The following is a 22,441-nucleotide window of genomic DNA, read 5'->3' on the forward strand; positions in this document are numbered from 1 at the left end:
GAACAATTAACTAGTTCTCCTAACTTGATTATATATAATTCTGTATTTTCTGAATAATAAAAATAACGACATATTATGACATAAACTGTAAACAGATAGTTATCAGTATTATTGTTGTATACCTTTTCCGTTTATTGTCAATAGTTTTTCAATTGGCATTTTTACAAGATGAGAGAACTTTTCAAATGCTAGATTTGAATTTAAATCCACTCCGATTAAAGTGATAAAAGGGTGGCTTCCATATTCCATAAAGACTTCCCAACTCAGTCTATTCCCAATTAATTGAACTAAATAAATGCTATTGTCTTCTTCTAAATAAACAAACCCTTTTGCCCTAATTAAATTTGGCTTAAGACACAAGAAATACTCCTCTATGATGCTTTTAGTTACTTTAATTGGAACAGGAATGGAAATGGTAGATAAATATTCGTAAGAAGGTTGGTCTGCCTGATACCCCATATCCTCTGAAGCTGGTAAGGATTCTACATTCTGTTTTTTTCCGGTTCTATTAATAGTAAGCAGTTGATCCAGACCGACCTGACCTCTAATCGTGAATAGAAGCTCAGCTGAATCATTTACCTCTTCGATTAAGGTAACAATTTTTGATTTATCAAGATTCTCTACCAGATCTACCTTATTTACGATAATGGAATCTGCAGAACGGAGCTGTCTTGCATAGGTGGTCCTCATATCGAGAGACGTTATCCCAGAGATAGTTTCAGCATCTACAAGCGAAACCAGACTTTTCATGTAAATACGAGAGATTAATTCTTTTTTCAACATTTCATCCATGACTTCCTCTGGATTAGCAATGCCTGTTAATTCAACAAAAATGATGGTTGGGTTTGTCTTTAATAGTTGTTCAAAGCTATTTATCAGTTCACTTTTTTTACTGCAACAGACACATCCGTCATTTAAAGACTGAATAGGTACAGAACTTCTCCCATTAATAATGTGGCTGTCAACGTCCATCTTTCCGAATTCATTCATGAGAATCCCAAACTTCATGTCCTTTTGCTTTGATTCCTCAAGCAAATTTAATAATAGAGTTGTTTTTCCACTTCCTAAAAATCCACTTAAAATAATCACCGGCACTCTGCTCATAGCTTTTCTACCGATTCTATAACAAGAAGCTCAAGTTTCCGATAAATTCGTTATTATTAATGAGCTCCACCTTTTTAGAGGCAATTTTCCACGAGTTCTCGTTGATTCTCAGCTTATGTTCAAATCGGCCAGAATAAATGGTTTGGATACTCCTCCTTAATTCCACAATAATAAAATTAGAGCTTACGGTAATCGCTTGATCAACTTGATCTAGAACTCTAATATTTGAGATTAAGTGCCTCGTTCTTGATTGCGGCTCTTGACCGTATGCTAAACCACTTTGTAATCGCCAAACCCGTTCTCCCAATCGCTCTTTGTCGTCGTATATGATTGATACGTGTGTATTCGGATCATAGTGATCCTTATTTGACGGAATCCAATAACAGGCGTCCTCTGTAAATAAATCCAGCCATTCATTAAATTTCCCATCATCCAAATAAGAGGCTTCATCTATAAGAAAAGCTTCTACTTCCTTTCGGTCTATAAGAACTCCATTCATTTTCATGCCTCCTATTAACCTATTATTCTTTCACCATTAGTCGTCGCCATTCTTTGTATAACGCTCTTGCCGATACCTCATCACTTGAAGTGGCAGTAATAATCCCGTTTTCATCTATTTCTTCGCGATTCATTCCGCGGCTGATTTCAAGCCATTCTGCTCCATTCACTCTTGCATTAAGCCCCTCCATGACTCGATCAAATCCAACCTCGAGGTCATCTACCGTACCAAAACCAGCTGGGCCATAGAAACCTTCATGTTTTCTTAACCTGCTGGCATTCTCTTCTACAGAAACCCCTTTGAGCATGATTGGATACAGGCTGACATGCGTCTTGTTAACGGATATAGGTCTCGTTACACGAACTTGAGAACCAACAAAGCCCAGGTTAGGGAAAATAATCAAATTAAATGGTAATGCACCAATGCCAAGGTCTCCATCTAATTCATATAAGGAGTGTCCATTGCCCAAGTCGCGTATTTTTTCGTTCTTGTGCATTTTTGAGAAATTAATTCTTTTTCCCGTTTTATTTGCGACAAGATTAAAGAAACTTCTATGGGTGACACTTAAATGATACGGGTCAATCGTGTTTTCTACCTGAAGCTTCCAATTGCCGTCAAAGCTGTATTTATGAACACCTGCATTTAGTGCAATACCCTCTGGTCCGGTACTAACGACATAATCGATATATTTACGGGCATGCCCCAAATAGTCTTCCAGACTAGGAACATCTTCAGATAAACTAGCAAAGATAAATCCCTGGTATACTCCAACCTTTGGAACTTTGATTAAACCCATTTTACAGCGGTCAAATTTTTCATCATATCCGTCTTGAAATGGCATTCCTGTCAGATCACCATTATTGGAATATGTCCAGCCATGGTAGGCACAACGGAAATAGTTTGCATTTCCTAGCTCCTGTTGACAAACGGTAGCAGCTCTGTGCCTGCAGCGGTTTAAGACAACGTGTATTTCTTCTGTGTCAGAGTCGCGTGTAACAATCACCGGATTCGTTCCTAAAACCGTAGTCTTATAGTCCCCTGCATTAGCAATCTCACTTTCATGTGCTACATATACCCATGTATTTTCATAGATTTTCTTCATTTCTTTTTCAAATATGGCTTCATCTTTATAGACATCTCCGTGGACTGCACCGGTTTTAACTAGATCCGCAATGTTCAATGTTTCCATCGTCAATTTCACCTATCTTCCTTTAGAGATTCGTTGACAACTGCAACATGTATGCATCCATCCTCACCGTATGCATGCATCCTTACTGCTTTGGCGGCTTCCTCGATAGAAAAACTGTGCGTAACCATCTTTTCAAGAGGGTATTTTCTTGATTCGATTACCCGTAATGCAACTCCGACAGCTTTCTTTGGCCTGCCAAGTACTCCTTTTACGGTCAGAAGCTTCCAAGTGATTTTGCTTGACATAAGATTTTGAGATAATTTTTCATCCGTACCTGAGTGAACGATTGTTGCTCTGAGTCCTGCAAGGTCTAATGCAGTTACCAGCTGTTGAGGGGCAGTTGCTGCGTTAATAATGGTATCTGCCATTTTACCATCAGTTACTGCATGAACTTCTTTAACAAGATCTTGAGTATCTGCAAAAAACGTGTGTGTCGCACCATATTCCTTTGCTAATTTTAGACGATGTTCGTCTTTAGACATACCCGTAACAATGATTTTACCCGCTCCTGCTTCTTTAGCCCCGATTACTGCACCTAAGCCCATTGGTCCAGGTCCTTGAATCAGGACGGTATCACCGACTTTCGTATTACCAACTTCTTGAACCCAGTGAATACCATTAGATATCGGAATATATAGTTGCAAAAGCTCCGGTGAAACATCAGCGCTTGCTTTATGAATAATAGAATTAGGGTGCAGATACATATATTCTGCAAATCCTCCCCATAAAGCGGTTTTTTCATGGTCTATCCTCATTGCTCCATACCGTAAATCAAAACATTGTTGATAGTTTCCGGTTAGGCAATTATTACAGGCACCACAGGGGATATACTCTTCCACCACCACTCGGTCACCTTCTTGTAACCCCCAGCGTTCTGCAGCCTTTTGACCTAAATTTGTTACCCTGCCAACTATTTCATGGCCAATCACACAAGGGAGTTGAAATACCCCATTTCCGCCATTTAAATATGCTTCACTGTCAAATCCACATACCCCGCACGCTTCCACATGTAGAAGGGCGTCATTTTCACCGGTTTCAGGGATTGGAAATTCCTTTATTTCTATCGTTTCTTTTTCTGTCAGTACAGCTGCTTTTACTTTATTCAAATGATTACCTCCTACTTAAAATCCGCTCTGTTCTACCCATTCTACTGAAAGGGCTATACGTCGTCTGCTTCATCAATCCATCTTGTTTGTGATGGATCTAATAGAGCCGTAAGATCCTTGTGCGTACTCCATAATAAACTTTCTAATTCAAGGGGATCGAAATAAGAAGTTTTTCCGGTCCGGATATCCTTTATTAATAACCGGTCCCCATTCGCAGACCTGTTTAGTTTTACTGAAACATGTGCAAATTCATTTTTTAGGACAAAGCCTTTGCTCAATTTCATTCACCTGCATTCGTTTGAGGTTAGTTAGTACCCACTAACATAACGTTACACTTTTGCACATTTATATTTACTAGTTATCGATATATTAACAAAATTCTGATAATAAAAAACAAAGTGTGTTAGATTAGCTAGCAACAATTCTCCATTGGATATCTTCTTTTTCAGTACCTTCTATGAATTCCTTTACGTCTTGACGACTTTCATAGTCACGGTCTTCTATTCTTCTTCCAGGTACGGAAGTATCAAATTCATCAGCAAATGGGAATGGATGAATCAAGATTTCGCCATTTCCTTTGGATTTTACTGTTAAGTGAACCGGTTCGCTTTCTCTTGTCATTCTCACTGGACCTAATGTAACTTCATTCTTTTCTTTAGGATTATTTAACCCCATGAATAACCCTAAGCGATCCATAACTTGAAAATACTCATATTGCATCCAAATGTTATCTTCAAATTCACTGCGTTTATGTTGTGCTGCCCAATACTGCTGCTTAATATCAACCCATTCCTTTTGGATACTGTTAATAGTTTCATTCATAAAGCCTCTCAAATCATCTGAAACCTTATAAGTAAAGGTTGGATCATATCCAAATCTACTTGTATAAAGACCGATCCAGTGCATTCCTAGCATCATCCCTGCATAGGGATCCTGCTTTAAAGTTTTACGATAGCCGATTTCGTAGAATCGAACATGTTCTGGTAAATTAACCTCTAAGAAGTTTGTTGGGCGTTTTGTAGATTCGTTAAATAATACTTCATCATCAGGCTGCTTCCATCCAGCATCATGTTTTTCAATTCCAAGACTCACCGATTCATGGTTTACTAACTTTTGAAACTGTTCGTTTCCCCATAACCTAGATACAGTTCCCATTTGGATGGCATGTTCGTCCTGCCTAACCAACACTAATTTTCCGTCCTGCTTTGAGATTATCATTTACCTTCCCCCTCCAGTTTAAGCGTTTCCAAAAGGGATATAACCTGTTGAACAGGTATGACATCACCGTACTTTTGTTGTATATCAAACAAGTTAATCGCATGTGTCGTAACGCCACGATCAAATACGCATTCTTCTGGAACCACAACTTTATAATTATTTGAAAAAGCGTCAACTACAGTTGCTCTAATACAGCCGCTTGTTGTGCATCCTGTCACGATTACACTATCTACTCCCTTTGCTGTTAAAAGAGAAACTAATGGAGTACCAAAAAACGCACTAGGCTTTTTCTTGGAGAGGATAACTTCACCATTAACCGGTGCTAATTCTTCAACTACTTTAGTACCCTTTTCTCCTTCTAGGAGCAGCGGGTGATCAAAGATCTGACCCTTAATGGCTACACGGTCATTATCACTGCACTTGGAACCTTCGATAATGGTATAGATCACGGGAAGTCCTTTTTCACGGAATGTTTCTAGTACTCTTCTAATATGTGGAATAGCTTCCCAACTCGCTATTCCACAACTCGTTGGATATGTTTTAATTGCCTCTTCAATATCCTCTGGGCCATCCCCAGTAAATCCATATTGTACATCAATAATCAAGAGTGCTGGTTTTTTCCCCAAGCCATACATCGTTCCTAAACCAGCGCCAGAGTAAATTTTTAAATCACGTTCATCTAAGTATTTTTCCCAGACTCTAGCCATTTGCCTTCACCTCTCTTACCCGTAAGTTATCACCTTATCACAAGCAGCGGTCATTTCGACTAAAACACTAGGAGACCCTAATTCTACTTTTCTTCCTTGTAGCTCCTCTTCCGTAATACCTCTTGCCCCGCAGGAAACTTGTGATAAAACAATTCGTCCCCCTCGTTCAAGAATTTCATTAACAGAGTTTCGTAACTCTGTTGCCGTTACTCCTACACCAAATACAGTGTCAAGATTTTCTTCCTTTAGTAATAGGACTGCACTTCCTGCAAGAAACATAGAGGCCTGATGACCATCCCGAAGAGCTGTTTTAGCAATTAGAAAAGCCCTGTCTGCTTGGGTTGGTGCCTCTGGACCGTGTGTTAAATGAACTAATAAATGCATGTTTTTTTCCTCCTTTATTAACGTGTTCTTTCATTTACTTCACTAGGAGTTAAGTGGTCGATAAATACCTGGACACTTCCTTTTATTACTGTCTCTTCTGAAAGGGATGTAATGGTCTCTCCTGAAACGAAAGATCGGGATATAAAAAGACCATAACTCATATATAGAAAATTCATAGCTGTCAGTTCATAATCACAGGCGATAATAAGTCCTCTATTATTCATCTCTTCTAAATATTTGCCAATCAATTCCTTTAATTGTCTTGGATGCTTATTTACCTGTTCAAGCAGACCGGGCACATTATGGCCTTCTTGGATGGCAATCTTTATGACATTTTTATTCTTTTTCATGATGGTGTGATAAGTCTCGGCAATCATCAATAAATCTTTTTCTAGATTCCAAATCAACTTATGTTCAAAAAGCTCCTTCATCTGAAAACTATAATAGTAACGGTCAATAGCTGCTTCTAATATTTTCTTTTTGTTCGGAAAATGTCTGAAAAGAGTCATTTCACTCACAGCAGCTTTTTCAGCTATTTGTTTTGTGGTTGCTCCCTTAAATCCTTTACTCGCAATCATATCGATCGCGACTTTCAAGATTTTTTCATCCGTCGTCATATTCCTTCTACCTACCTAACTATGTTTGTTAGTACTCACTAACTTTCTCTTATTATGAATGTTATAATAGTGACAAAAATGTGTCAATACATTTTTCTGAATTATTTAAAAAATTAAATAAATAATTAATGAAAAAAAGTACCGGCACAATTGGGTACAGGCACATTCAATTGTTTACTATTGTTCATAGCGTTCCAACAACTCAATGATTACTTTAAATTAAAGTCGTAACCAATTGATCTCAAAGTGAATTGGAAAGACCGCTTTGTTTTATAAGTCCCAAACTAGAAAAGACATCCATACTAATCTTTATATCTACTTTTAAATGAATTTCCTCACCTAGTAAACACGATATGTCTTCCCTGTTTGACCACCTTCTACACTTTTTTGATAGGCTTTAGCCACTCGGTATGCAGAAACAGGCTCAAATCCAGGAAAATAAGGACCATATTTTTCAATTGATTCAGTTAAGACCGATGGACTAATATTATTAATCCGGATTCCCCTCGGTAACTCAAATGCCGCTGATTCCACAAAGGCTTTTATTGCTCCCCCCACCATTGCCGCAGAAACACCTCCCACAATTGGGTCCTCCATAATAATACCGGTTGTTAAAGTAAAACTACCACTATTGTTTACATGTTCATGACCAAGAAGAACTAAGTTTACTTGGCCTTTTAACTTGCTTAGAATCGATTGTTCATTCTTTTCAGGCGTAAGTTCTGTCAGTGGGCCAAAGTATGTGGCACCTGCTGCACAAATAACTGCATCCACCTTCCCTATTTTTACGTACATCTCTTTGATGCTATCTGGCGATGTAATATCGACTATTAACTCTGCTCCATTCCGCCCAGCCGTCACCACTTCATGTCTCGTTTCTAATTCTTTACGCACCGCACGGCCAATTGTCCCATTGGCTCCTATTAAAAGAATTTTCATTTTGAAAACCTCCTCAAATTAGGTGACAATCTAGTTTACGTTTTCTATTTGGTATTTCCTTCCTATCATGATGATAATTATATACTATATCTTCCTATCCGATATAATCAACAATAAAATGGATAAAGTGGAAATTTATCCAAAACCTACTTTCATTCCCTTGGAATCGAACATAAGGATAGGTTTCTTGCTCCACTTTAAGTCTAACAAGGTAATTAGAGGATTGGCTTTAAAGAAGAAGCACCTAACTTTAATAAGAAAAAGCAATGCCTCGTTATTGAAGCATCGCCCTGAAATTGTATGATGATAATCTTCAAATATTTAGGTGGTGGTTTTTCACCCCTATACAATAATTTCATTATTTCCTTTGATACATGTGATGCCACTGCTGCCAGGTACCGTGAGGATGCTGCTGATGCCATTGATGCCAAGGGACGAATGGCAGATGTGGATGGTGATGTGGATGATGCTGTTGCTGCCACTGTTGCCAAGTACCATGAGGATGTTGCTGGTGCCACTGCTGCCAAGAGCCGTGCGGAAACTGTTGCTGATGATGATGTTGTTGCTGATGGTGTTGTTGTTGTTGCCACTGTTGCCATGTACCGTGAGGATGCTGCTGGTGCCATTGCGGCCAGGATTGACCAAAATGCATAAAATTCACCTGCCTTTTAAATAAGTCCTTAATAGCTTATGCACAACAGGTTTTGAAGTTTGTACAAATGCAAAATTCAGGCTCGGCTTGGGTGAGAAAAAAAGCGCTCTTTGGTTATTGAAGCAACTTATTTTTATTGTAATCGAATAGAATATAAGTTTTCTTTATATTCTTTCTATAGTATATTTTTTTCCTGCTAGTGTATCGAATGATATCCTGTTATTAGACATTTTTTTAACAGATAGGTTCCGTCCATCTACCGTCACTTCAACGGTTGGTTCTATGACGAAGTGACATGGACCACCTAAATGGGAGTAGATTTCAGCACTCTCCAATTCATTTTTTTCCCACTTAACATTTACTTCAAATCCTCCGCGTGCTCGTAACCCTTTAACATATCCATTTGGCCAGACAGAAGGAAGTGCTGGAAGTAAATGGATTTCATTGGTATGTGACTGTACCAGCATTTCGGCTAGTCCTGCAGTAAAACCAAAATTCCCATCAATTTGAAATGGAGGATGCGCATCAAATAGATTTGAATAAACGCCGCCCTTTTGATTGTTTCCATCCTCCTCTTTCACGAGCTGTAGAAGATTAGAAATCAATTTATGAGCTCTATCACCATCTTTAAATCTGGCCCACAAACAAATTTTCCAAGCAAGACTCCACCCTGTACCATCATCTCCCCTTCTTTCCAGCGATCTTCGAGCAGCATCGAACAGTTCACTTCCTTCAGAATCGTTAAGCTGGCGCCCAGGATAAATTCCAAAAAGATGTGAAACATGCCGGTGATTTTGATCTTCATCTTCCCAATCCTTTATCCATTCTTGAAGCTGTCCATATCGGCCGATTTGCATCGGGTATAATTTCTCACGTGCTGCGGATAATTGCCTACAGAAATCTCCATCTATTTGGAATACTTCAGCTGCCTCCATACAATTCGTAAACAAATCCCAAATCAAGGACATGTCCATTGTCGTCGCCATGCTAACTGCAGCCAGTTTTCCTTCTGTCGTCATAAATTTGTGCTCGGGCGAAGTAGATGGAGCAGTAACCAAATTTCCTTTACCATCATCTATCAGCCAATCCAAACAGAAGAGAGCAGCTTCTTTCATTATGGGATAGGCAGTTTCCCGAAGATACGATTGATTTTTCCCGAAGTTAAAATGTTCCCACAAATGCTGAGATAACCAAACTCCACCTAATGGCCAGAAAGTCCAAACGGGATCACCGTGACCATAATCGCCAACCGGGGCGGATTGACCCCATATATCTGCATTATGATGCGCTGTCCATCCTCGGCACCCATAATTCACAGAAGCAGTTTCCTTTCCGTTTTGGGCTAATTCTTCTATGTAGCCTAAAAGAGGCTCATGACATTCGGAAAGATTACAGGTTTCAACAGGCCAATAATTCATTTGAGCATTAATGTTTATTGTATAATTGCTGCTCCATGGAGGCCTGATTTCACGATTCCAAATTCCTTGAAGGTTCGCAGGCTGTGAACCTGGTCTTGAGCTTGCAATCATTAAATAACGTCCATAATGAAAAAGTAATTCCACCAGCATCGGATCATTTGCACCATATTTCAAAATCCATTCATCGGTTGGCAGATTTTCCTGAGCAACTGCTGGCCCCAAGTCCAGTTCCACACGATCAAACAATGACTTATAGTCTTCAATATGGGATTGTCTTACTTCTTCAAAAGATTTCGACATCGCTTTCTCTAGAAATGCCTTTGCAGCTACAGAAAGATCCTTACCCTCTTTCCCTGGAGATTTATCATAGCCATTAAAACTCGTCGCTGCACTGAAGTACAGTGTTACTGTTGTTGCTGCAGTAATGTGAAGACCATTACTATCAAAATGAAAAGTACCATCTTCCGCCTTTACACCTAAACGTCCTTCAAATCTCATAGCTTCAGTAGTATCTGGGTCCCCGTATTTAATAGGGTCATCTGTCCTGTAATAAGAAGGATCAACATGCTCCGGACAGATGCCGCTAAGGACTAACTGATCGTAATCGGGGGCAGCTTTAAACTTTAATGAACTCCCAAGACTTGCTGAAAAATTTAAGAATCCTTGTTTACTAGTCTTAAGCCGAATGGCAATCACTTGATCCGGAAAGGAGGCAAACATTTCACGTGTATAGCGCACATCACCAATCATATATTCCACATGACTAGTGCCTGTTTTTAAATCCAGGCTTCTCTCAAATGAACGAACTGGTTCTCCATGATAAAATTGAAGGTACAAATCCCCTAGTGGCAGATAGGATTGTGTGTATGGTCCCATCATCTCCCTGCATAATTGATCTGCTTCAGTATATTTTCCATCAAATATCAGTTTGCGGACCTCAGGAAGCATTTCCTTTGCCTTTGGATTATTAAAGTCTTTTGGGGTTCCAGACCATAAGGTATCCTCATTTAATTGCAAATGTTCTTTTTCTAATCCGCCAAAAATCATAGCACCAAGACGTCCATTACCGATTGGAAGGGCTCCGTTCCACGTTTTAGCAGGTCGATTATAGTGTAACTTCATATTTGATCCCCCCAGTTTCCTCCGTTAAACCGTTACATTTCAATTTCAAGTTCACGAATAGCTGTAACCTTAATTGATTTAATCTCTGCAATTTGTTTATTTATCACCTCAGCTCTTGCTGCCATTGGTGAATCACTCTGGACAAAGCTCCCCTCTTTTAATGGGGAAATATAGATATACATTCCTTTTGCTAACAGGTCTTGTTCATGCTGGTGCAGTCCGATTTCCCATGTATTTTTGTTACAAAAATTATCATGAATTAGCTCGCCATCGATAAACGCATACCCAATATCGCCGACATATTCAATTTGAAGAAGAAGTTCTTTTACATCTTCAAAAGCCTCGGGCTGAAAATGAATCATCGCTTTATTTTGGTTGACCATTTTAACCTCTAAGCCTATATGAGTTTCAATGAGCGTTTTCTTATATTCCTTGAATAGGCCATGGTTCCGACATGAAATTTCCTCTCCGGCTATTTTAATCGGTTCATTAAAACCTGGGAATGATTTTATTTCAACAGTCTCTATCCCTTCGCTTTCTAATCTTATCTTTTCTTCGTCTACAAGTAAGGTTGCATTCGTAATGAAAACCTGTTCTTTCCCTTTATAGCGAAATTTCCAAAAATTCAAGCTTTGTTGATGTGTCAACGTACAAACATGAAGTCTCCTACCCGAATTCAAAGTGATATCAACTAGACTCAGCACTTCATCACTGACACGTATCAAAGTATTTTTATCAGAAATGATGTTTCCATTATCTACGGTTATCTCTTGAATATTATCACTTTCAAAATAATACTCACCATTCATTCCTTTTGGTGTGAAGAAGAAAAAGTAAGTTTCACCATCATGCTCTATGCTTGTTAGGAATTGAGTCGTTGAATATTTAAGATTTAGTCCTTGCAAATCTAAGTTAAATGGAAGGATACAGCACTCATCCTTCGCTAATGACATACAACCGGTTTTAGGAAACCGTATTTCTTTATTCTCAAGGTTAAGTGTAATTGCAAAGTCTTTTTGATCCTTTGTTTCAACATGATCTTGATAATTATTAATAAAAACAAAACCGGAATCTTGATTTGCTCTTACAGCAAACCTTACTGTTTCAATATCATATGGGTCCATATCTTTCGTATCATAAGGAAGGACTGTTTTGGTTTTGCAAAAAGTTTCCTCCACTGTTTCATAAAAGTAGTGTTGACGCTTTAATCTCTTATATGACTCTCTTATTTGTCCAAACTCTCCAATTGGAGCTTGGTAGTCGTAGGATATTTTAGGTGTAGCATTCTCATTCAAAAAAGGTGTCTTTTTCCCCTTCGGATTTGAACCGCCATGGAAAACATAGTAGCCTACAAAGTTACATCCACCGGCTACCTTCATTTCTGCCATCGCGTCAACACTTTCATATGGTAACTTGAATCTATATTTATAGAAAACGGTCATCCCTCCCCCCATTTCACAGCATGCAAATGGTAGACTCTCAGGACGATAAGCAGGATCAAACCCATAGTTTTTCTGTTCGTCGTTATGGTAGTCTCTAAAAATAAATTCAGGTGTAGCAGGATGCTCCTTTACATCACCGTAGAAAATCCATGGCCAAAACGCGTAGCCTCCCCATAATGGGAGTACCTCTTCAACAGGTGCTGCTGCGCCTCCCCAGCCAGTACTGGTATAGATTGGAGTTTCGATTCCAGCTTGGATGGCTAACTCCTTCAGTTTAATTAAATGTGCGTCTCCATCTCTGCCTGCGGGTAGCCACTCATTACCTGTTCCATTGGTTATTTCCCACGGTGCACCTGCATGTTCATACTCATTCTCAATCTGTGTTCCAATGATAGGGCCACCTTCTTTAAAGAGGTATCCTTGAATCTGCTTTCCAATTTCTTGATAAAACCTTTTCACATATGTCAAATACTCTTGATTATTTGAACGAAGCTCAAAGGGTCTTCCGAAAAGCCAATCTGGAATTCCGCCATTTCTTGCCTCACCATGGGCAAATGGACCGATTCTTAAAATAACTCCCATATTATGCTTTCCGCAAAGCCCGACGAATCTTCTGAGGTTTTTATTAGCTTCCCAATCAAATATTCCTTGCTCCTCTTCATGATGGTTCCAAAAAATATAGGTTGGGATTATATTTATCCCTCCCATTTTGATTTTGATAATTTCATCTTCCCATTTTTCACAGTTATATCGACTGTAATGGAACTCACCGCTTATACCGAAAAACGGTCGACCATTTTTCTCCATATAATAGTTCGTAAAGCTATAATTTTCACTGTCAATATTTGTTCCACCTAGCTTTGTTTCAAGTGGGTATATCTCTTTTTGTGTATTTTTGACGTCAATACTATATGCTCTCATGAAAAAAGATTTTCTCCTTCCAATTGGCGAACAGATATTAAAACCGAAATATAAACCTGCTCTTAAATTAAACCTGTTCCCATAAGGACCTGGCGATCCTTGCAAACAGCAGTGCTTGCGTCCACCGGTCGCTCACCTCGCACTCCACGCCGTCCGTGTCGCGCACTGTAATCGCATAAGGTGGCGGCCCCAGCTCGCAGATAAACGGCATCACCTCGTCTTCCTTTGCACCTTGGCGCCAGCTGCGCATACCTGCAAGCCACCAACGTTGAAAGTGCTTCAACATCGAGTGTTCGAGCTCGATTTCAGTTGCACCCTCCCCATCCATGCTAGCTAACATGGGTATATGGATTTGAACCTGCTCCCCGTTCGATACGCGAGCGTGTATGCTTTTCGTCCGAGAGAGCAGCGTCTGGAGCAACTCTTCTGCCTCGTCCGAGACCGTACGCATTTCCCCGGCAACCACATAATGTGAGAAGTCGATTGTCAATTCAATCCCAGGCAAGTGATGAGCATACTCAACCGTGCGCAGCAGATCCTGCGTGATCGTGCCCCGGTGCGTTTCGATATACGCCGGGATGCCTGCAGACCTCGACAGCTCTGCCATGTCCGCAAGCAGTTTCACCGCTTGATCTCCGACCAGAAACGGCCTCATCACTTGTACGTTGACGAAATCGACCCTTCCGAACGATTTTGCCTTGCAAAGAAAATCATCCAGCTCCTCCACCGTTTTCGGATATGCGTTTACGCTGTATGATAGGTTGTATTGATCCAGTAACCGGTGCCATTGTTCAGCCTCCTTGCCCTCTGGCAGCATCCCGTTAATGCCGTCGTAGCCCGCCTCGGCGATGGACCTGAACTTTTCCTCCAGGCTCCATTCGTTGCGAGTGCCGTTTTGAACTCCCAGTCCGCTCATCCCCCACCAAGAAATTAGCACCTCGAGCCGTGGCTCACGCTTAGTGGATATACGGTGAATCATACTCAACTCCGCACGGACCTCCATCCGGATTGCTCTCTAGTTCCACCGTTGTACCGTCAACACGGAACAGAGGACGATAATGTGTGGCAATGTGCGTGGCCGAGCTGTTAGCGTAGTGGCAAATGAACGAGCGGCGGAATCGATCTTTTGTTTTATTGCGGTAGGAGCCGTGAATTAGATTCCCATTGAAAAAGAGCACATCGCCCCTCTCCATAACAGCCGGAATGGCCTTTTGATCCTTCGGAGGCTTCACATAATGTGTTGTGAAAGATTCCTTGGAATCGGATAATTCAGGACATACGATATCATAATCACTCGTCTTTGGTACAACTAACAGCCCGCCGTTTTCCTCATCTGAAGAATCGATGGCCGTCCAAGCAGCGATGCAGTTGCCCGGCTCGACCTTTAAGTAAAAGTTATCCTGATGAAGCGCCTGTCCCCGTGCGCCCGGTGGCTTGTAATAGAACATGCTTTGGGCTGCCAACGGTTCTTCCTCATATAAATCTGCAAGCACATCCATTACCGGTTGATGGAGCATATACCGTTTAGCTTTTTCATTAAAACGGTGTGGATGCATAACTCTTGGATAACGCTTTAGCGGGTCGGTTGTTTCCTTTTGCAAATCAGGTTCAAAATACCCCGGAATCACCTGATTGCTGATGTCCTCAAAGGTTTTGTCAATCTCCGCCAGTTGCTCCTCCGTAAACAATCCTTTGACGACTAAATAACCTTCCGTTTCAAACTGTCGCTTTTGTTCATGCGTTAATATTCGATGGTTATACACCATGTCTTTACCCTCCCCTAATTCTACTGTAAGTGATTTTTATCACACCTTTATTATACGGATGGAATAAAGGTTAGAAGAAGGATGGATCTTGCTAAAAACACATACGATTCTGCTATTTCTTCAAAAGTAAACTTGTATGCTACCGTCAGTTAAGCTAAACTAGCTTTAATAAAATACTAGTAAGAAAAGGATGAGTACCATGAAATTTGACAGCCCATCCAACAATAACGGATTTGCCTACCGAATGGTGATCGCTGGACATTACCACGAAAGCGACACCTATTCTATTGTACGTCCGGACGGAATGAGTGACTGGCTTATCACTTACACGCTAGGCGGTAAAGGTTATTTCGAGGCAGATGGCTGTGAGCAGCGCGTAATGGCCGGTGACGTAACACTGTTGAAGCCGGGAACACCCCATCGTTACGGCACACCTAAAGGAGAAAGCTGGCATTTTGTTTGGGCGCATTTTACCGGCGGATTCATGGACACGAGTCTGCTTCCACTCGATGCGCTGACCATCCGTCAGATTGAGCAGCAAGCTGTGAGGGATCGCATCCACAACGCTTTTCTCCGAATTCTGTCTGACTCCCGGGAACAAGGTGCTTATTGGCACGAGCTGTGCTTGGGCTCGCTGGAGGAGGTCCTAATGCTGCTCGCAAAGCAGCAAACCAGCAGGATTGACCCGCGGATTGAAGAAACGCTTTATTTGCTTGCCCAGCGGATGCAGGAGACTGTTCGAGTCGAGGAGCTGGCCCGTAGTGTGGGTCTCTCCCCGTCGAGACTATCCCATTTATTTAAGGAAAACACAGGGGAATCGATTGTGGAGGCGCTTAACCGCATGAGAATTAAGCAGGCTGCATTGCTTCTTGCACATACAAATCGGAATGCAACGGAAGCTTCCCATGACGTAGGCTATCAAAATTACAACCACTTTACCCGGCAGTTTCGCAAATATATTGGGCTGACTCCAAGCGAGTTCAGCCAAAGCGTCCGAGCCAAGGAGTAGAAGTGCCCTAATTAGTTTAGTTTACAGCACACAAGATAAACCCAGAATTAAAAAACAAAGTCTCTGACTTGGTAGCCAGAGACTTTGTTTTAATTATTATTATTTATTAAGTGTATCAACTAATCTATTTCTTTGCCTCATTTTCTACAATTTATTTTGTTGCATTTTCATATACTTCATCTGCCACAGGTTCCAACCATTCCGGCTTACCTGCAGTGATTGCAATGTGTTCAAACCAGCTGTCTTTTGTAGCGCCATGCCAGTGTTTTACGCCATCATGGGTGACAATAACATTACCGGCTTTTAAGAATTGAGCAGTTTTTCCTTCTTCTTGGAACCAACCTTCTCCACCGGTTACTAATAAAATTTGAAATCCATCACGATGGATATGCCAGTTATTTCGGCATCCCGGTTCAAAAGTCACATTCCCAACACCAACACTCACTTTAGGATCAGCAACTAATGATTTAAGGTAACTTTGTCCTACGAAATATTGTGCATATGCTTCATTTTTCTCTCCTACTGGGAAAATAACGCCATTTTTTACATCTTCATGTTTTGCCATTTAATATTCCTCCAATAAATATCATTAATATTTGTATCCCCTGGCTGATCAATTGCTATAAAAAGTCCCTATTCATTACCTGTTTACTTTAATTTCCCGCCAAATACCGGGAAGAAGCTATGCTCATCATAATTTTGGATGTGCTCTACATTCTTTAAAACTTCTATATCTTCATCGCTGATAACAAAATCAAGCTCTGCATTGTTTCTCATGTGTTCTGGATTTGCCGTCTTAGGAATAACTACAAGACCAAGTTGGATATCATAACGAAGGCAAAGCTGAGCAACAGATACTCCATACTTATCAGCTATTACCTTAACCTCTGCATGATCGAGAACCGCACCGTGTGCAATTGGTGAATATGCCTCTACCAGGATGCTATTCTTTTGGCAGTATTCAATTAGTTCCAAGGGAGTATTGCTCACATGTGCCAATATCTGATTTACCATAGGCTTGATTTCACAGCTTGTAAGAATATTCTCTACATCATCCTGAAGGAAGTTAGAAAGACCGATTGCCTTTACCTTACCTGTCATATAAGCATCCTCCATTGCTTTCCATACTTCTTTGTTTTCCTCGAAGTAACGGTTCTCTTCACGGAACTCCTTCCAAGGCTGTGGGCTGTGGATAATCAGAAGATCAATGTAATCCAGTCCAATCTTTGATAAAGACTCGTTAATGGACTGGGTAACTGTATCATAGGTCTTTGCTTCTGCAGCAACCTTTGTCGTAATGAAAAGGTCTTCTCTTGCGACACCGCAGGAACGGATTCCTTCGCCTACACCAGCTTCATTCATATAAGCCTGAGCGGTATCAATATGCCGATATCCGATAGATACCGCATCCCGCACTGCCTGTGCTGCCTGTCCATCGTCTAGCAGCCAGGTACCAAGTCCTAATTTTGGAATTTCTACACCATTTGAAAATTTGTAAGTTTCGTTAAACATGATTTTGTCTCCTTAGCATTGTTATATTTTTTGTATTACCTTGTCTTAAATACTTTGTTTTCCCTATTCTCTTTTCTTAATTTTCTGGAATAATCTCATTAACGGATGCTAATGCGTTTAGCGTTCTCGGAAAGCCTATATACGGAAGGCAATGGGTAATAGCCGTAATCAATGTTTCCTTGTCATTGCCCACATTTACGTTGCCCTGCACATGTGCCTTCACTTGACCTTCAGCACCGCCCAACGCACTAATGATACAAAGCGTTAATAACTCCCGCGTTTTTAAATCCATTCCCTCACGAGTGTAGAAGTCGCCAAAACAAAAAGTAGAAAGATAATCTCTACTTGTGTTGCAAGTCCCTTTTCAAAACGATTATCTTCGTCCACAGTCTTTTGGCTTTCAATTGGTAATGGAATATTCTTGGATCTGAAAACCTCATTGACCTCATTGATGGCGTTTAATGTTTTTGGAAAACCAATATATGGAGCACATTGGTAAACAGCCTCTTTGATTTCTACAGGTATGAGCCCGACGTTCAAGGCGGCACTTACATGTGCCTTAAGCTGAGGTAATGTCTGGTTAGTGGCAAGCACAACCAGAGTAATAAGTTCACGTTGCTTGTCATCCAAATTACCTTGATAAAAAACTTCTCCAAAATTGAAGCGGCTCAGTATGTCCTGAAAATCAGGATCGGTAGCGTATGCAGCTGGTACTCCATTTCCAAAGAGCTGATTGTATTTTTCCTTGCTCTTTTCAACACGGTCCATATATATGCCTCCTGTTTGAAGTAAATTTACTTTTATTATTCCATAAGTAAGTTAAACATGATGTTTTTAAAATTAACATTGATTGAGTAATCAACAACTGTTTATAATTATAAAAAAGTCCTTCATACTTTCAATGGTTAAATTCACGCAATTCGTTGATTACTGAACAAATCCATTAAAATTGTTGATTATTTTTAGGAAGATTGGTGAATGAAAATGTCTAAAGTAGATAGAAGAATAGCCAAAAGCCAAATAGCGATTAAAAATGCTGTAACAGAACTCATGTCTGAAAAAAGTTTTGACGACATTACCATTCAGGATATTGCTGACAGAGCAGATGTTAATCGAGGGACCATTTATCTTCATTACACGAATAAATACGACCTCTTGGATAAGATGATTGAAGAACATATAGAAAATCTCCGAGGACTATGCCAATCAGCATCTGAAATGACTTTTCAAGAAGGAAATTATGTATGGTACGAATACTTTGAGCGTAATTATTTATTTTTTTCAACGATGTTAGCGAGTAAAGGTGCACCATATTTTCGTAGTCGTTTTCTTGATTTAGTGATAGAGGAGTTTAAAACTGAAATGGATATAGCAGCAGGAAAAAACTACGGATTAAATGTAGATGTTATTCTTCAATTTTTTGGCTCAGCAGTCGTTGGGGCAGTAGAATGGTGGTTCAAGGAAGGAATGCCTTTGCCAGCACGAGTCATGGCTGAACAAACGGGGGCATTGTTAGATAGGAACCTAGAATAATACCATGTTGTTTCACATTATGAAGAGATGTTCTTAAAGTAAACCAGCTAATCGTTTGCAACATCTTTCAATAGAGAGTTTATTATACTCATGAACCAAAATCTAATTTATAAAAAAGCCCATCTTCCACTTTGGATAATGGGCTATTTACTGTTACTTTTAATATTACCAATCGATTTGTTCTCCATCTCTGAAGAATCTTCCATTTGGTCCTTCAGGTCCAATAGTCGCTAACAACAGGATAGACTCAGCAGCTTGCTTAGGAGTTATTGGAGCAGATTGTCCACCCATATCTGAGCTTACCCATCCCGGATCGACAGCATTTATTTTGATATCACCATTGATTTCCGCAGCTACTAATCGTGTCAATCCATTTAGGGAAAATTTAGACAACTTATATGCGCCTACTCCTGGATAAGACATTTCGCTCATTGCCCCATATTCTGAGGAAACATTAATAATTCTCCCATAGCCCTGTATTTCCATGAGGGGAATAAAGGAACGAATCACATGGTAAACACCGAAGAAATTAGTAGCCATTGTTTTCTCCAGAATGCCAAGCTCCATAGCCAATATCTTTTCATTCTTATCTAAATACACGCCTGCATTATTTACCAATACGTCTAATCTTCCAAAACGCATATTTACTGTAATGGCAGCTTGATTAATGCTTTCTTGATTATCTACATCCATTTCCACAAAAGAAACATCAAGATTTGAATCGATAAGTTTTTGCGCAGCTTCATGACCCATCTCTGGGTCCCGACTTGCCAAAATGACCTTATAACCCTTTAACGCCAATTGCTTGACCAGCTCAAACCCAATTCCTCGATTTCCGCCGGTGACAAGTGCAACTTGTTTATCCTGTGACATGTAAATCATCCCTTTCTCGTCTTTGATTAAAAGCATCTTAAATTCCTGATTAGGGATACACCTTATGTGGAGAGTTGTTTTGCGGGACTATACATATAATTTCTTAGAATAATAGTTACCAACCCTAGTATTAATGATAGAATTCCGACTAACACAACATATTGTGTACCCATATCCGATATAATTAATCCGCCCACAGCTGCCCCAAATGTTGTTCCTAAGTTAGCGGATGTTAGAAATAATCCATTAGCAAAATCAGGAGCCTCGGGAGCTGCAGACATAACCCAATACTGAGTGATATTGACCCCAATACCTGCCAATACTCCCCAAATTAACGCAATAATCGCCATAGGTACGGTTAAATGTCCTGTGAAAAATAATAGGATATAAACTGTCCCTAATACAAAAGGATAGGTTACGACAGATTTCTTCGCATTTTTAGTTAATAATTTCCCTGCCACAATATTTCCTATAATATTGGCTCCACCGTAGACGAATAGTATTAAACTAATAGAATTCGAAGATAGATTCGTAACGTTTTTCAGATAATCAGCAAGATAACTATAAACTCCAAATACTGCGGAATTTAATAAAATGACTGTTACAATGGAAAGCCATGTCATTGATTTTTTTAATACTGATATTTGAGTTCCAAAAGAAAGTCTTTCCTCTACCGGCATAGAGGGTACAAATAGTAACGTAGCAATGAATGCTACGGCATTCACAACAGCAAAGAATACCATCGCCATTTGTAAAGAAACTGCGGTAGCAATAAAACTAGCCACTGGTACACCGACTACCATACCAGCAGATACCCCAATAAATACTCTCGAAACAGCTTTTGGTGCTTCTTCTTTACTTACTGAGGCGGCCGCTACGGAAAAAGCCAACGAACAATAAATTGGATGAAAAAAGGCTGGAATGATACGAGCCATTAATAGAATGGTAAAGTTAGATGTAAATATGGATACGATGTTACCAAAAACAAAAACACCTAGTACAAGTAACATGACTCTCTTCCGATTGATTCCTGAAAATAATAAAGGCATCGTTGGACCAGATACTGCAACAACCAAGGCAAAAAGACTCACCAGCCATCCTGCTTTTGATACACTGACATGAAAATGTTCGGCAATGTCAGGTAAAATCCCTATAACACCCATTTCAGTATTTAAAATGCCAAATACTCCAATTGTTAATATAAAAATCAACAAGTTATTCCGTTTAGTCAAATAAACAACTCCTATCTTCAACTTTTAAACGACTTTTGCTTTTTTACGTGTTTTACCTAAAATCATCCTTTGTTATTTATTCTAGTGTAATCCTGGTATATAACAATTACTTATATCAAATATCATGATATGCTTGATAGGCATTTCTGAACTGTATATACTAAAACATGATAAAGGAGGAGTAATAGATGGAATTAAGGGTTTTGCGCTATTTTCTTACTGTTGCAAGAGAAGGAAGTATTACAGGTGCTGCTGATTTTTTGCATCTTACCCAGCCAACCTTATCAAGACAATTAAAAGACCTCGAACAACAGTTAGGAAAAAAACTATTCATTCGCAGTAGTCATAGTATCGTACTTACAGAAGAAGGAATGCTTCTGCGAAAACGAGCAGAAGAAATCATTGATATGATCGATAAATTAGAGGCAGAATTTAGTTCCATGGAGGAAACAATTAGTGGTGATGTTTACATTGGTGGTGGGGAAACAGATGCCATGAGACAGATCGCTCGGGTAGTAAAAGATTTACAGTTACCTTCTCCAAATATACGGTATCACCTCTACAGCGGAAACGAAGATGATGTGACTGAACGGCTTGACAAGGGATTGCTCGACTTTGGTATTTTAATTCAGCCAGCAGATTTATCAAAATACAATTATATCAATATCCCTGCCAAAGATGTTTGGGGAGTTGTGATGAGGAAAGACAGTCCACTTGCTTCCAAAGATACCATCCAAGCTGTGGATTTATTAAATGTTCCGCTAATCTGTTCACGACAGGCAATGAAACAGACATTCTCTAAAAATGAATTTGCGGATTGGTTTGGTGAAGATTTTGATAAATTAAACGTCGTAACTACATACAATCTTGCCTATAATGCTGCTATTATGGTTGATGAGGGCATTGGTTATGCAATAACCCTTGATAAAATAGTGAATACCTCTAGTGATAGTAACCTTTGTTTCAGACCGCTAGAGCCAAGACTTGAATCTGGCTTAAATATTGTTTGGAAAAAGCACCAGGTTTTTTCCGCTGCTGCTGATTTGTTTTTAAAAGAAATTCAGGTGAAATTTTCAAGTCTTTGACCCTACGGCTTCTTCATATCGTAGTAGCTGTTTTAATATTTATTTGACGATTATTAGCTTATCTTGAAACAATTATCTTTCTAATAAAAAAATGGGCTACATATTTGCAGCCC

24 protein-coding genes are annotated in these 22,441 nt (G+C 39.8%); 4 read left to right on the plus strand and 20 right to left on the minus strand.

Translation table 11 applies throughout. The annotated features are described in order from the left end of the window. Positions 1-108: 108 nt before the first annotated feature. The 10 genes from QNH48_RS17895 to QNH48_RS17940 form a co-directional block, all read right to left on the minus strand. The gene (locus tag QNH48_RS17895; protein WP_283951398.1) at positions 109-1,104 is read right to left on the minus strand and encodes a CobW family GTP-binding protein; all 996 of its coding nucleotides are present in this window, start codon (positions 1,102-1,104) and stop codon (positions 109-111) included. Between the two features lie 16 nt (positions 1,105-1,120). Then, the gene (locus QNH48_RS17900; protein ID WP_283951399.1) at positions 1,121-1,603 is read right to left on the minus strand and encodes an aromatic-ring-hydroxylating dioxygenase subunit beta; all 483 of its coding nucleotides are present in this window, start codon (positions 1,601-1,603) and stop codon (positions 1,121-1,123) included. Between the two features lie 22 nt (positions 1,604-1,625). After that, positions 1,626-2,792 (minus strand): aromatic ring-hydroxylating oxygenase subunit alpha, encoded by a 1,167-nt coding sequence (locus QNH48_RS17905; protein WP_283951400.1) that lies wholly within the window; start codon positions 2,790-2,792, stop codon positions 1,626-1,628. Between the two features lie 8 nt (positions 2,793-2,800). Continuing rightward, positions 2,801-3,898, minus strand: a complete 1,098-nt coding sequence (locus tag QNH48_RS17910; protein ID WP_283951401.1) for a zinc-dependent alcohol dehydrogenase — start codon at positions 3,896-3,898, stop codon at positions 2,801-2,803. A 53-nt stretch (positions 3,899-3,951) separates the two neighbouring features. Next, positions 3,952-4,176 carry a hypothetical protein gene (locus tag QNH48_RS17915; protein ID WP_283951402.1) on the minus strand — a complete coding sequence of 75 codons (225 nt, stop codon included), beginning with the start codon at positions 4,174-4,176 and terminating at the stop codon, positions 3,952-3,954. Positions 4,177-4,306: 130 nt separating this feature from the next. Further along, positions 4,307-5,116, minus strand: a complete 810-nt coding sequence (locus tag QNH48_RS17920) for a DUF3891 family protein (protein ID WP_283951403.1) — start codon at positions 5,114-5,116, stop codon at positions 4,307-4,309. Further along, positions 5,113-5,823 carry an isochorismatase family protein gene (locus QNH48_RS17925; protein WP_283951404.1) on the minus strand — a complete coding sequence of 237 codons (711 nt, stop codon included), beginning with the start codon at positions 5,821-5,823 and terminating at the stop codon, positions 5,113-5,115. Before QNH48_RS17925 ends, QNH48_RS17920 begins: the two co-directional genes overlap by 4 nt. Positions 5,824-5,838: 15 nt before the next feature. Beyond that, on the minus strand, positions 5,839-6,207 hold the full coding sequence (locus QNH48_RS17930; RefSeq protein ID WP_283951405.1) for a DsrE family protein: 369 nt from the start codon (positions 6,205-6,207) through the stop codon (positions 5,839-5,841). A gap of 17 nt (positions 6,208-6,224) precedes the next feature. After that, positions 6,225-6,824, minus strand: coding sequence for a TetR/AcrR family transcriptional regulator (locus QNH48_RS17935; RefSeq protein WP_283951406.1), 600 nt, complete (start codon positions 6,822-6,824; stop codon positions 6,225-6,227). Positions 6,825-7,163: 339 nt separating this feature from the next. Beyond that, the gene (locus tag QNH48_RS17940; RefSeq protein ID WP_283951407.1) at positions 7,164-7,763 is read right to left on the minus strand and encodes a short chain dehydrogenase; all 600 of its coding nucleotides are present in this window, start codon (positions 7,761-7,763) and stop codon (positions 7,164-7,166) included. A 300-nt stretch (positions 7,764-8,063) separates the two neighbouring features. Here QNH48_RS17940 and QNH48_RS17945 point away from each other — a divergent pair, with 300 nt between their 5' ends. Then, entirely contained in the window at positions 8,064-8,417 is a 354-nt protein-coding gene (locus QNH48_RS17945; protein WP_283951408.1) for a hypothetical protein, read from the plus strand. 162 nt (positions 8,418-8,579) lie between these two features. Here the strand turns inward: QNH48_RS17945 and QNH48_RS17950 are convergent, their stop codons facing one another. The 4 genes from QNH48_RS17950 to QNH48_RS17965 all read right to left on the minus strand — a co-directional run bounded on the left by QNH48_RS17950 (position 8,580) and on the right by QNH48_RS17965 (position 15,084). After that, positions 8,580-10,955, minus strand: a complete 2,376-nt coding sequence (locus QNH48_RS17950; protein ID WP_283951409.1) for a glycoside hydrolase family 95 protein — start codon at positions 10,953-10,955, stop codon at positions 8,580-8,582. A 32-nt stretch (positions 10,956-10,987) separates the two neighbouring features. Next, positions 10,988-13,318: a beta-galactosidase gene (locus QNH48_RS17955; protein WP_283951410.1), complete on the minus strand. Its 2,331-nt coding sequence runs from the start codon at positions 13,316-13,318 to the stop codon at positions 10,988-10,990. 67 nt (positions 13,319-13,385) lie between these two features. Continuing rightward, positions 13,386-14,234, minus strand: coding sequence for a sugar phosphate isomerase/epimerase family protein (locus tag QNH48_RS17960; RefSeq protein ID WP_283951411.1), 849 nt, complete (start codon positions 14,232-14,234; stop codon positions 13,386-13,388). Between the two features lie 40 nt (positions 14,235-14,274). Continuing rightward, positions 14,275-15,084 (minus strand): phytanoyl-CoA dioxygenase family protein, encoded by an 810-nt coding sequence (locus tag QNH48_RS17965; protein ID WP_283951412.1) that lies wholly within the window; start codon positions 15,082-15,084, stop codon positions 14,275-14,277. Between the two features lie 199 nt (positions 15,085-15,283). Here QNH48_RS17965 and QNH48_RS17970 point away from each other — a divergent pair, with 199 nt between their 5' ends. Further along, entirely contained in the window at positions 15,284-16,093 is an 810-nt protein-coding gene (locus QNH48_RS17970) for a helix-turn-helix domain-containing protein (protein WP_283951413.1), read from the plus strand. A gap of 151 nt (positions 16,094-16,244) precedes the next feature. Here QNH48_RS17970 and QNH48_RS17975 read toward each other — a convergent pair whose 3' ends face one another. The 4 genes from QNH48_RS17975 to QNH48_RS17990 form a co-directional block, all read right to left on the minus strand. After that, positions 16,245-16,658 (minus strand): cupin domain-containing protein, encoded by a 414-nt coding sequence (locus QNH48_RS17975; RefSeq protein ID WP_283951414.1) that lies wholly within the window; start codon positions 16,656-16,658, stop codon positions 16,245-16,247. Positions 16,659-16,741: 83 nt separating this feature from the next. Beyond that, positions 16,742-17,605: an aldo/keto reductase gene (locus QNH48_RS17980; protein ID WP_283951415.1), complete on the minus strand. Its 864-nt coding sequence runs from the start codon at positions 17,603-17,605 to the stop codon at positions 16,742-16,744. Positions 17,606-17,681: 76 nt separating this feature from the next. Next, on the minus strand, positions 17,682-17,897 hold the full coding sequence (locus tag QNH48_RS17985; RefSeq protein WP_283951416.1) for a carboxymuconolactone decarboxylase family protein: 216 nt from the start codon (positions 17,895-17,897) through the stop codon (positions 17,682-17,684). After that, the gene (locus QNH48_RS17990) at positions 17,888-18,373 is read right to left on the minus strand and encodes a carboxymuconolactone decarboxylase family protein (protein ID WP_283951417.1); all 486 of its coding nucleotides are present in this window, start codon (positions 18,371-18,373) and stop codon (positions 17,888-17,890) included. The genes QNH48_RS17985 and QNH48_RS17990 overlap by 10 nt, the downstream gene beginning before the upstream one ends. A 216-nt stretch (positions 18,374-18,589) precedes the next feature. Here QNH48_RS17990 and QNH48_RS17995 point away from each other — a divergent pair, with 216 nt between their 5' ends. Further along, the gene (locus QNH48_RS17995; protein WP_283955809.1) at positions 18,590-19,138 is read left to right on the plus strand and encodes a TetR/AcrR family transcriptional regulator; all 549 of its coding nucleotides are present in this window, start codon (positions 18,590-18,592) and stop codon (positions 19,136-19,138) included. Positions 19,139-19,303: 165 nt separating this feature from the next. On the opposite strand, the gene QNH48_RS18000 is transcribed toward QNH48_RS17995, so the two are convergent. Together QNH48_RS18000 and QNH48_RS18005 are read right to left on the minus strand one after the other, a co-directional pair. Beyond that, positions 19,304-20,011 carry an SDR family NAD(P)-dependent oxidoreductase gene (locus QNH48_RS18000; protein ID WP_283951418.1) on the minus strand — a complete coding sequence of 236 codons (708 nt, stop codon included), beginning with the start codon at positions 20,009-20,011 and terminating at the stop codon, positions 19,304-19,306. 62 nt (positions 20,012-20,073) lie between these two features. Beyond that, entirely contained in the window at positions 20,074-21,243 is a 1,170-nt protein-coding gene (locus QNH48_RS18005; RefSeq protein WP_283951419.1) for an MFS transporter, read from the minus strand. A 188-nt stretch (positions 21,244-21,431) separates the two neighbouring features. Here QNH48_RS18005 and QNH48_RS18010 point away from each other — a divergent pair, with 188 nt between their 5' ends. Then, positions 21,432-22,328 carry a LysR family transcriptional regulator gene (locus tag QNH48_RS18010; protein WP_283951420.1) on the plus strand — a complete coding sequence of 299 codons (897 nt, stop codon included), beginning with the start codon at positions 21,432-21,434 and terminating at the stop codon, positions 22,326-22,328. Positions 22,329-22,441: the final 113 nt, after the last annotated feature.

The sequence above is a fragment of the Neobacillus sp. YX16 genome (assembly GCF_030123505.1).
Lineage (GTDB): Bacteria > Bacillota > Bacilli > Bacillales > Cytobacillaceae > Neobacillus.

Excerpts from the sequence above, each read along its gene's own strand:
- QNH48_RS17900 (WP_283951399.1), bottom strand. The coding sequence starts at position 1,603 with ATGAATGGAGTTCTTATAGACCGAAAGGAAGTAGAAGCTTTTCTTATA.
- QNH48_RS17960 (WP_283951411.1), bottom strand. The coding sequence starts at position 14,234 with ATGAGCGGACTGGGAGTTCAAAACGGCACTCGCAACGAATGGAGCCTG.
- QNH48_RS17940 (WP_283951407.1), bottom strand. The coding sequence starts at position 7,763 with ATGAAAATTCTTTTAATAGGAGCCAATGGGACAATTGGCCGTGCGGTG.
- QNH48_RS17895 (WP_283951398.1), bottom strand. The coding sequence starts at position 1,104 with ATGAGCAGAGTGCCGGTGATTATTTTAAGTGGATTTTTAGGAAGTGGA.
- QNH48_RS17990 (WP_283951417.1), bottom strand. The coding sequence starts at position 18,373 with ATGGACCGTGTTGAAAAGAGCAAGGAAAAATACAATCAGCTCTTTGGA.
- QNH48_RS18000 (WP_283951418.1), bottom strand. The coding sequence starts at position 20,011 with ATGTCACAGGATAAACAAGTTGCACTTGTCACCGGCGGAAATCGAGGA.
- QNH48_RS17950 (WP_283951409.1), bottom strand. The coding sequence starts at position 10,955 with ATGAAGTTACACTATAATCGACCTGCTAAAACGTGGAACGGAGCCCTT.
- QNH48_RS17985 (WP_283951416.1), bottom strand. The coding sequence starts at position 17,897 with ATGGATTTAAAAACGCGGGAGTTATTAACGCTTTGTATCATTAGTGCG.
- QNH48_RS17925 (WP_283951404.1), bottom strand. The coding sequence starts at position 5,823 with ATGGCTAGAGTCTGGGAAAAATACTTAGATGAACGTGATTTAAAAATT.
- QNH48_RS17935 (WP_283951406.1), bottom strand. The coding sequence starts at position 6,824 with ATGACGACGGATGAAAAAATCTTGAAAGTCGCGATCGATATGATTGCG.
- QNH48_RS17920 (WP_283951403.1), bottom strand. The coding sequence starts at position 5,116 with ATGATAATCTCAAAGCAGGACGGAAAATTAGTGTTGGTTAGGCAGGAC.
- QNH48_RS17945 (WP_283951408.1), top strand. The coding sequence starts at position 8,064 with ATGATGATAATCTTCAAATATTTAGGTGGTGGTTTTTCACCCCTATAC.
- QNH48_RS17980 (WP_283951415.1), bottom strand. The coding sequence starts at position 17,605 with ATGTTTAACGAAACTTACAAATTTTCAAATGGTGTAGAAATTCCAAAA.
- QNH48_RS17905 (WP_283951400.1), bottom strand. The coding sequence starts at position 2,792 with ATGGAAACATTGAACATTGCGGATCTAGTTAAAACCGGTGCAGTCCAC.
- QNH48_RS17970 (WP_283951413.1), top strand. The coding sequence starts at position 15,284 with ATGAAATTTGACAGCCCATCCAACAATAACGGATTTGCCTACCGAATG.
- QNH48_RS17965 (WP_283951412.1), bottom strand. The coding sequence starts at position 15,084 with ATGGTGTATAACCATCGAATATTAACGCATGAACAAAAGCGACAGTTT.
- QNH48_RS17955 (WP_283951410.1), bottom strand. The coding sequence starts at position 13,318 with ATGAGAGCATATAGTATTGACGTCAAAAATACACAAAAAGAGATATAC.
- QNH48_RS17930 (WP_283951405.1), bottom strand. The coding sequence starts at position 6,207 with ATGCATTTATTAGTTCATTTAACACACGGTCCAGAGGCACCAACCCAA.
- QNH48_RS17975 (WP_283951414.1), bottom strand. The coding sequence starts at position 16,658 with ATGGCAAAACATGAAGATGTAAAAAATGGCGTTATTTTCCCAGTAGGA.
- QNH48_RS17995 (WP_283955809.1), top strand. The coding sequence starts at position 18,590 with ATGTCTAAAGTAGATAGAAGAATAGCCAAAAGCCAAATAGCGATTAAA.
- QNH48_RS18010 (WP_283951420.1), top strand. The coding sequence starts at position 21,432 with ATGGAATTAAGGGTTTTGCGCTATTTTCTTACTGTTGCAAGAGAAGGA.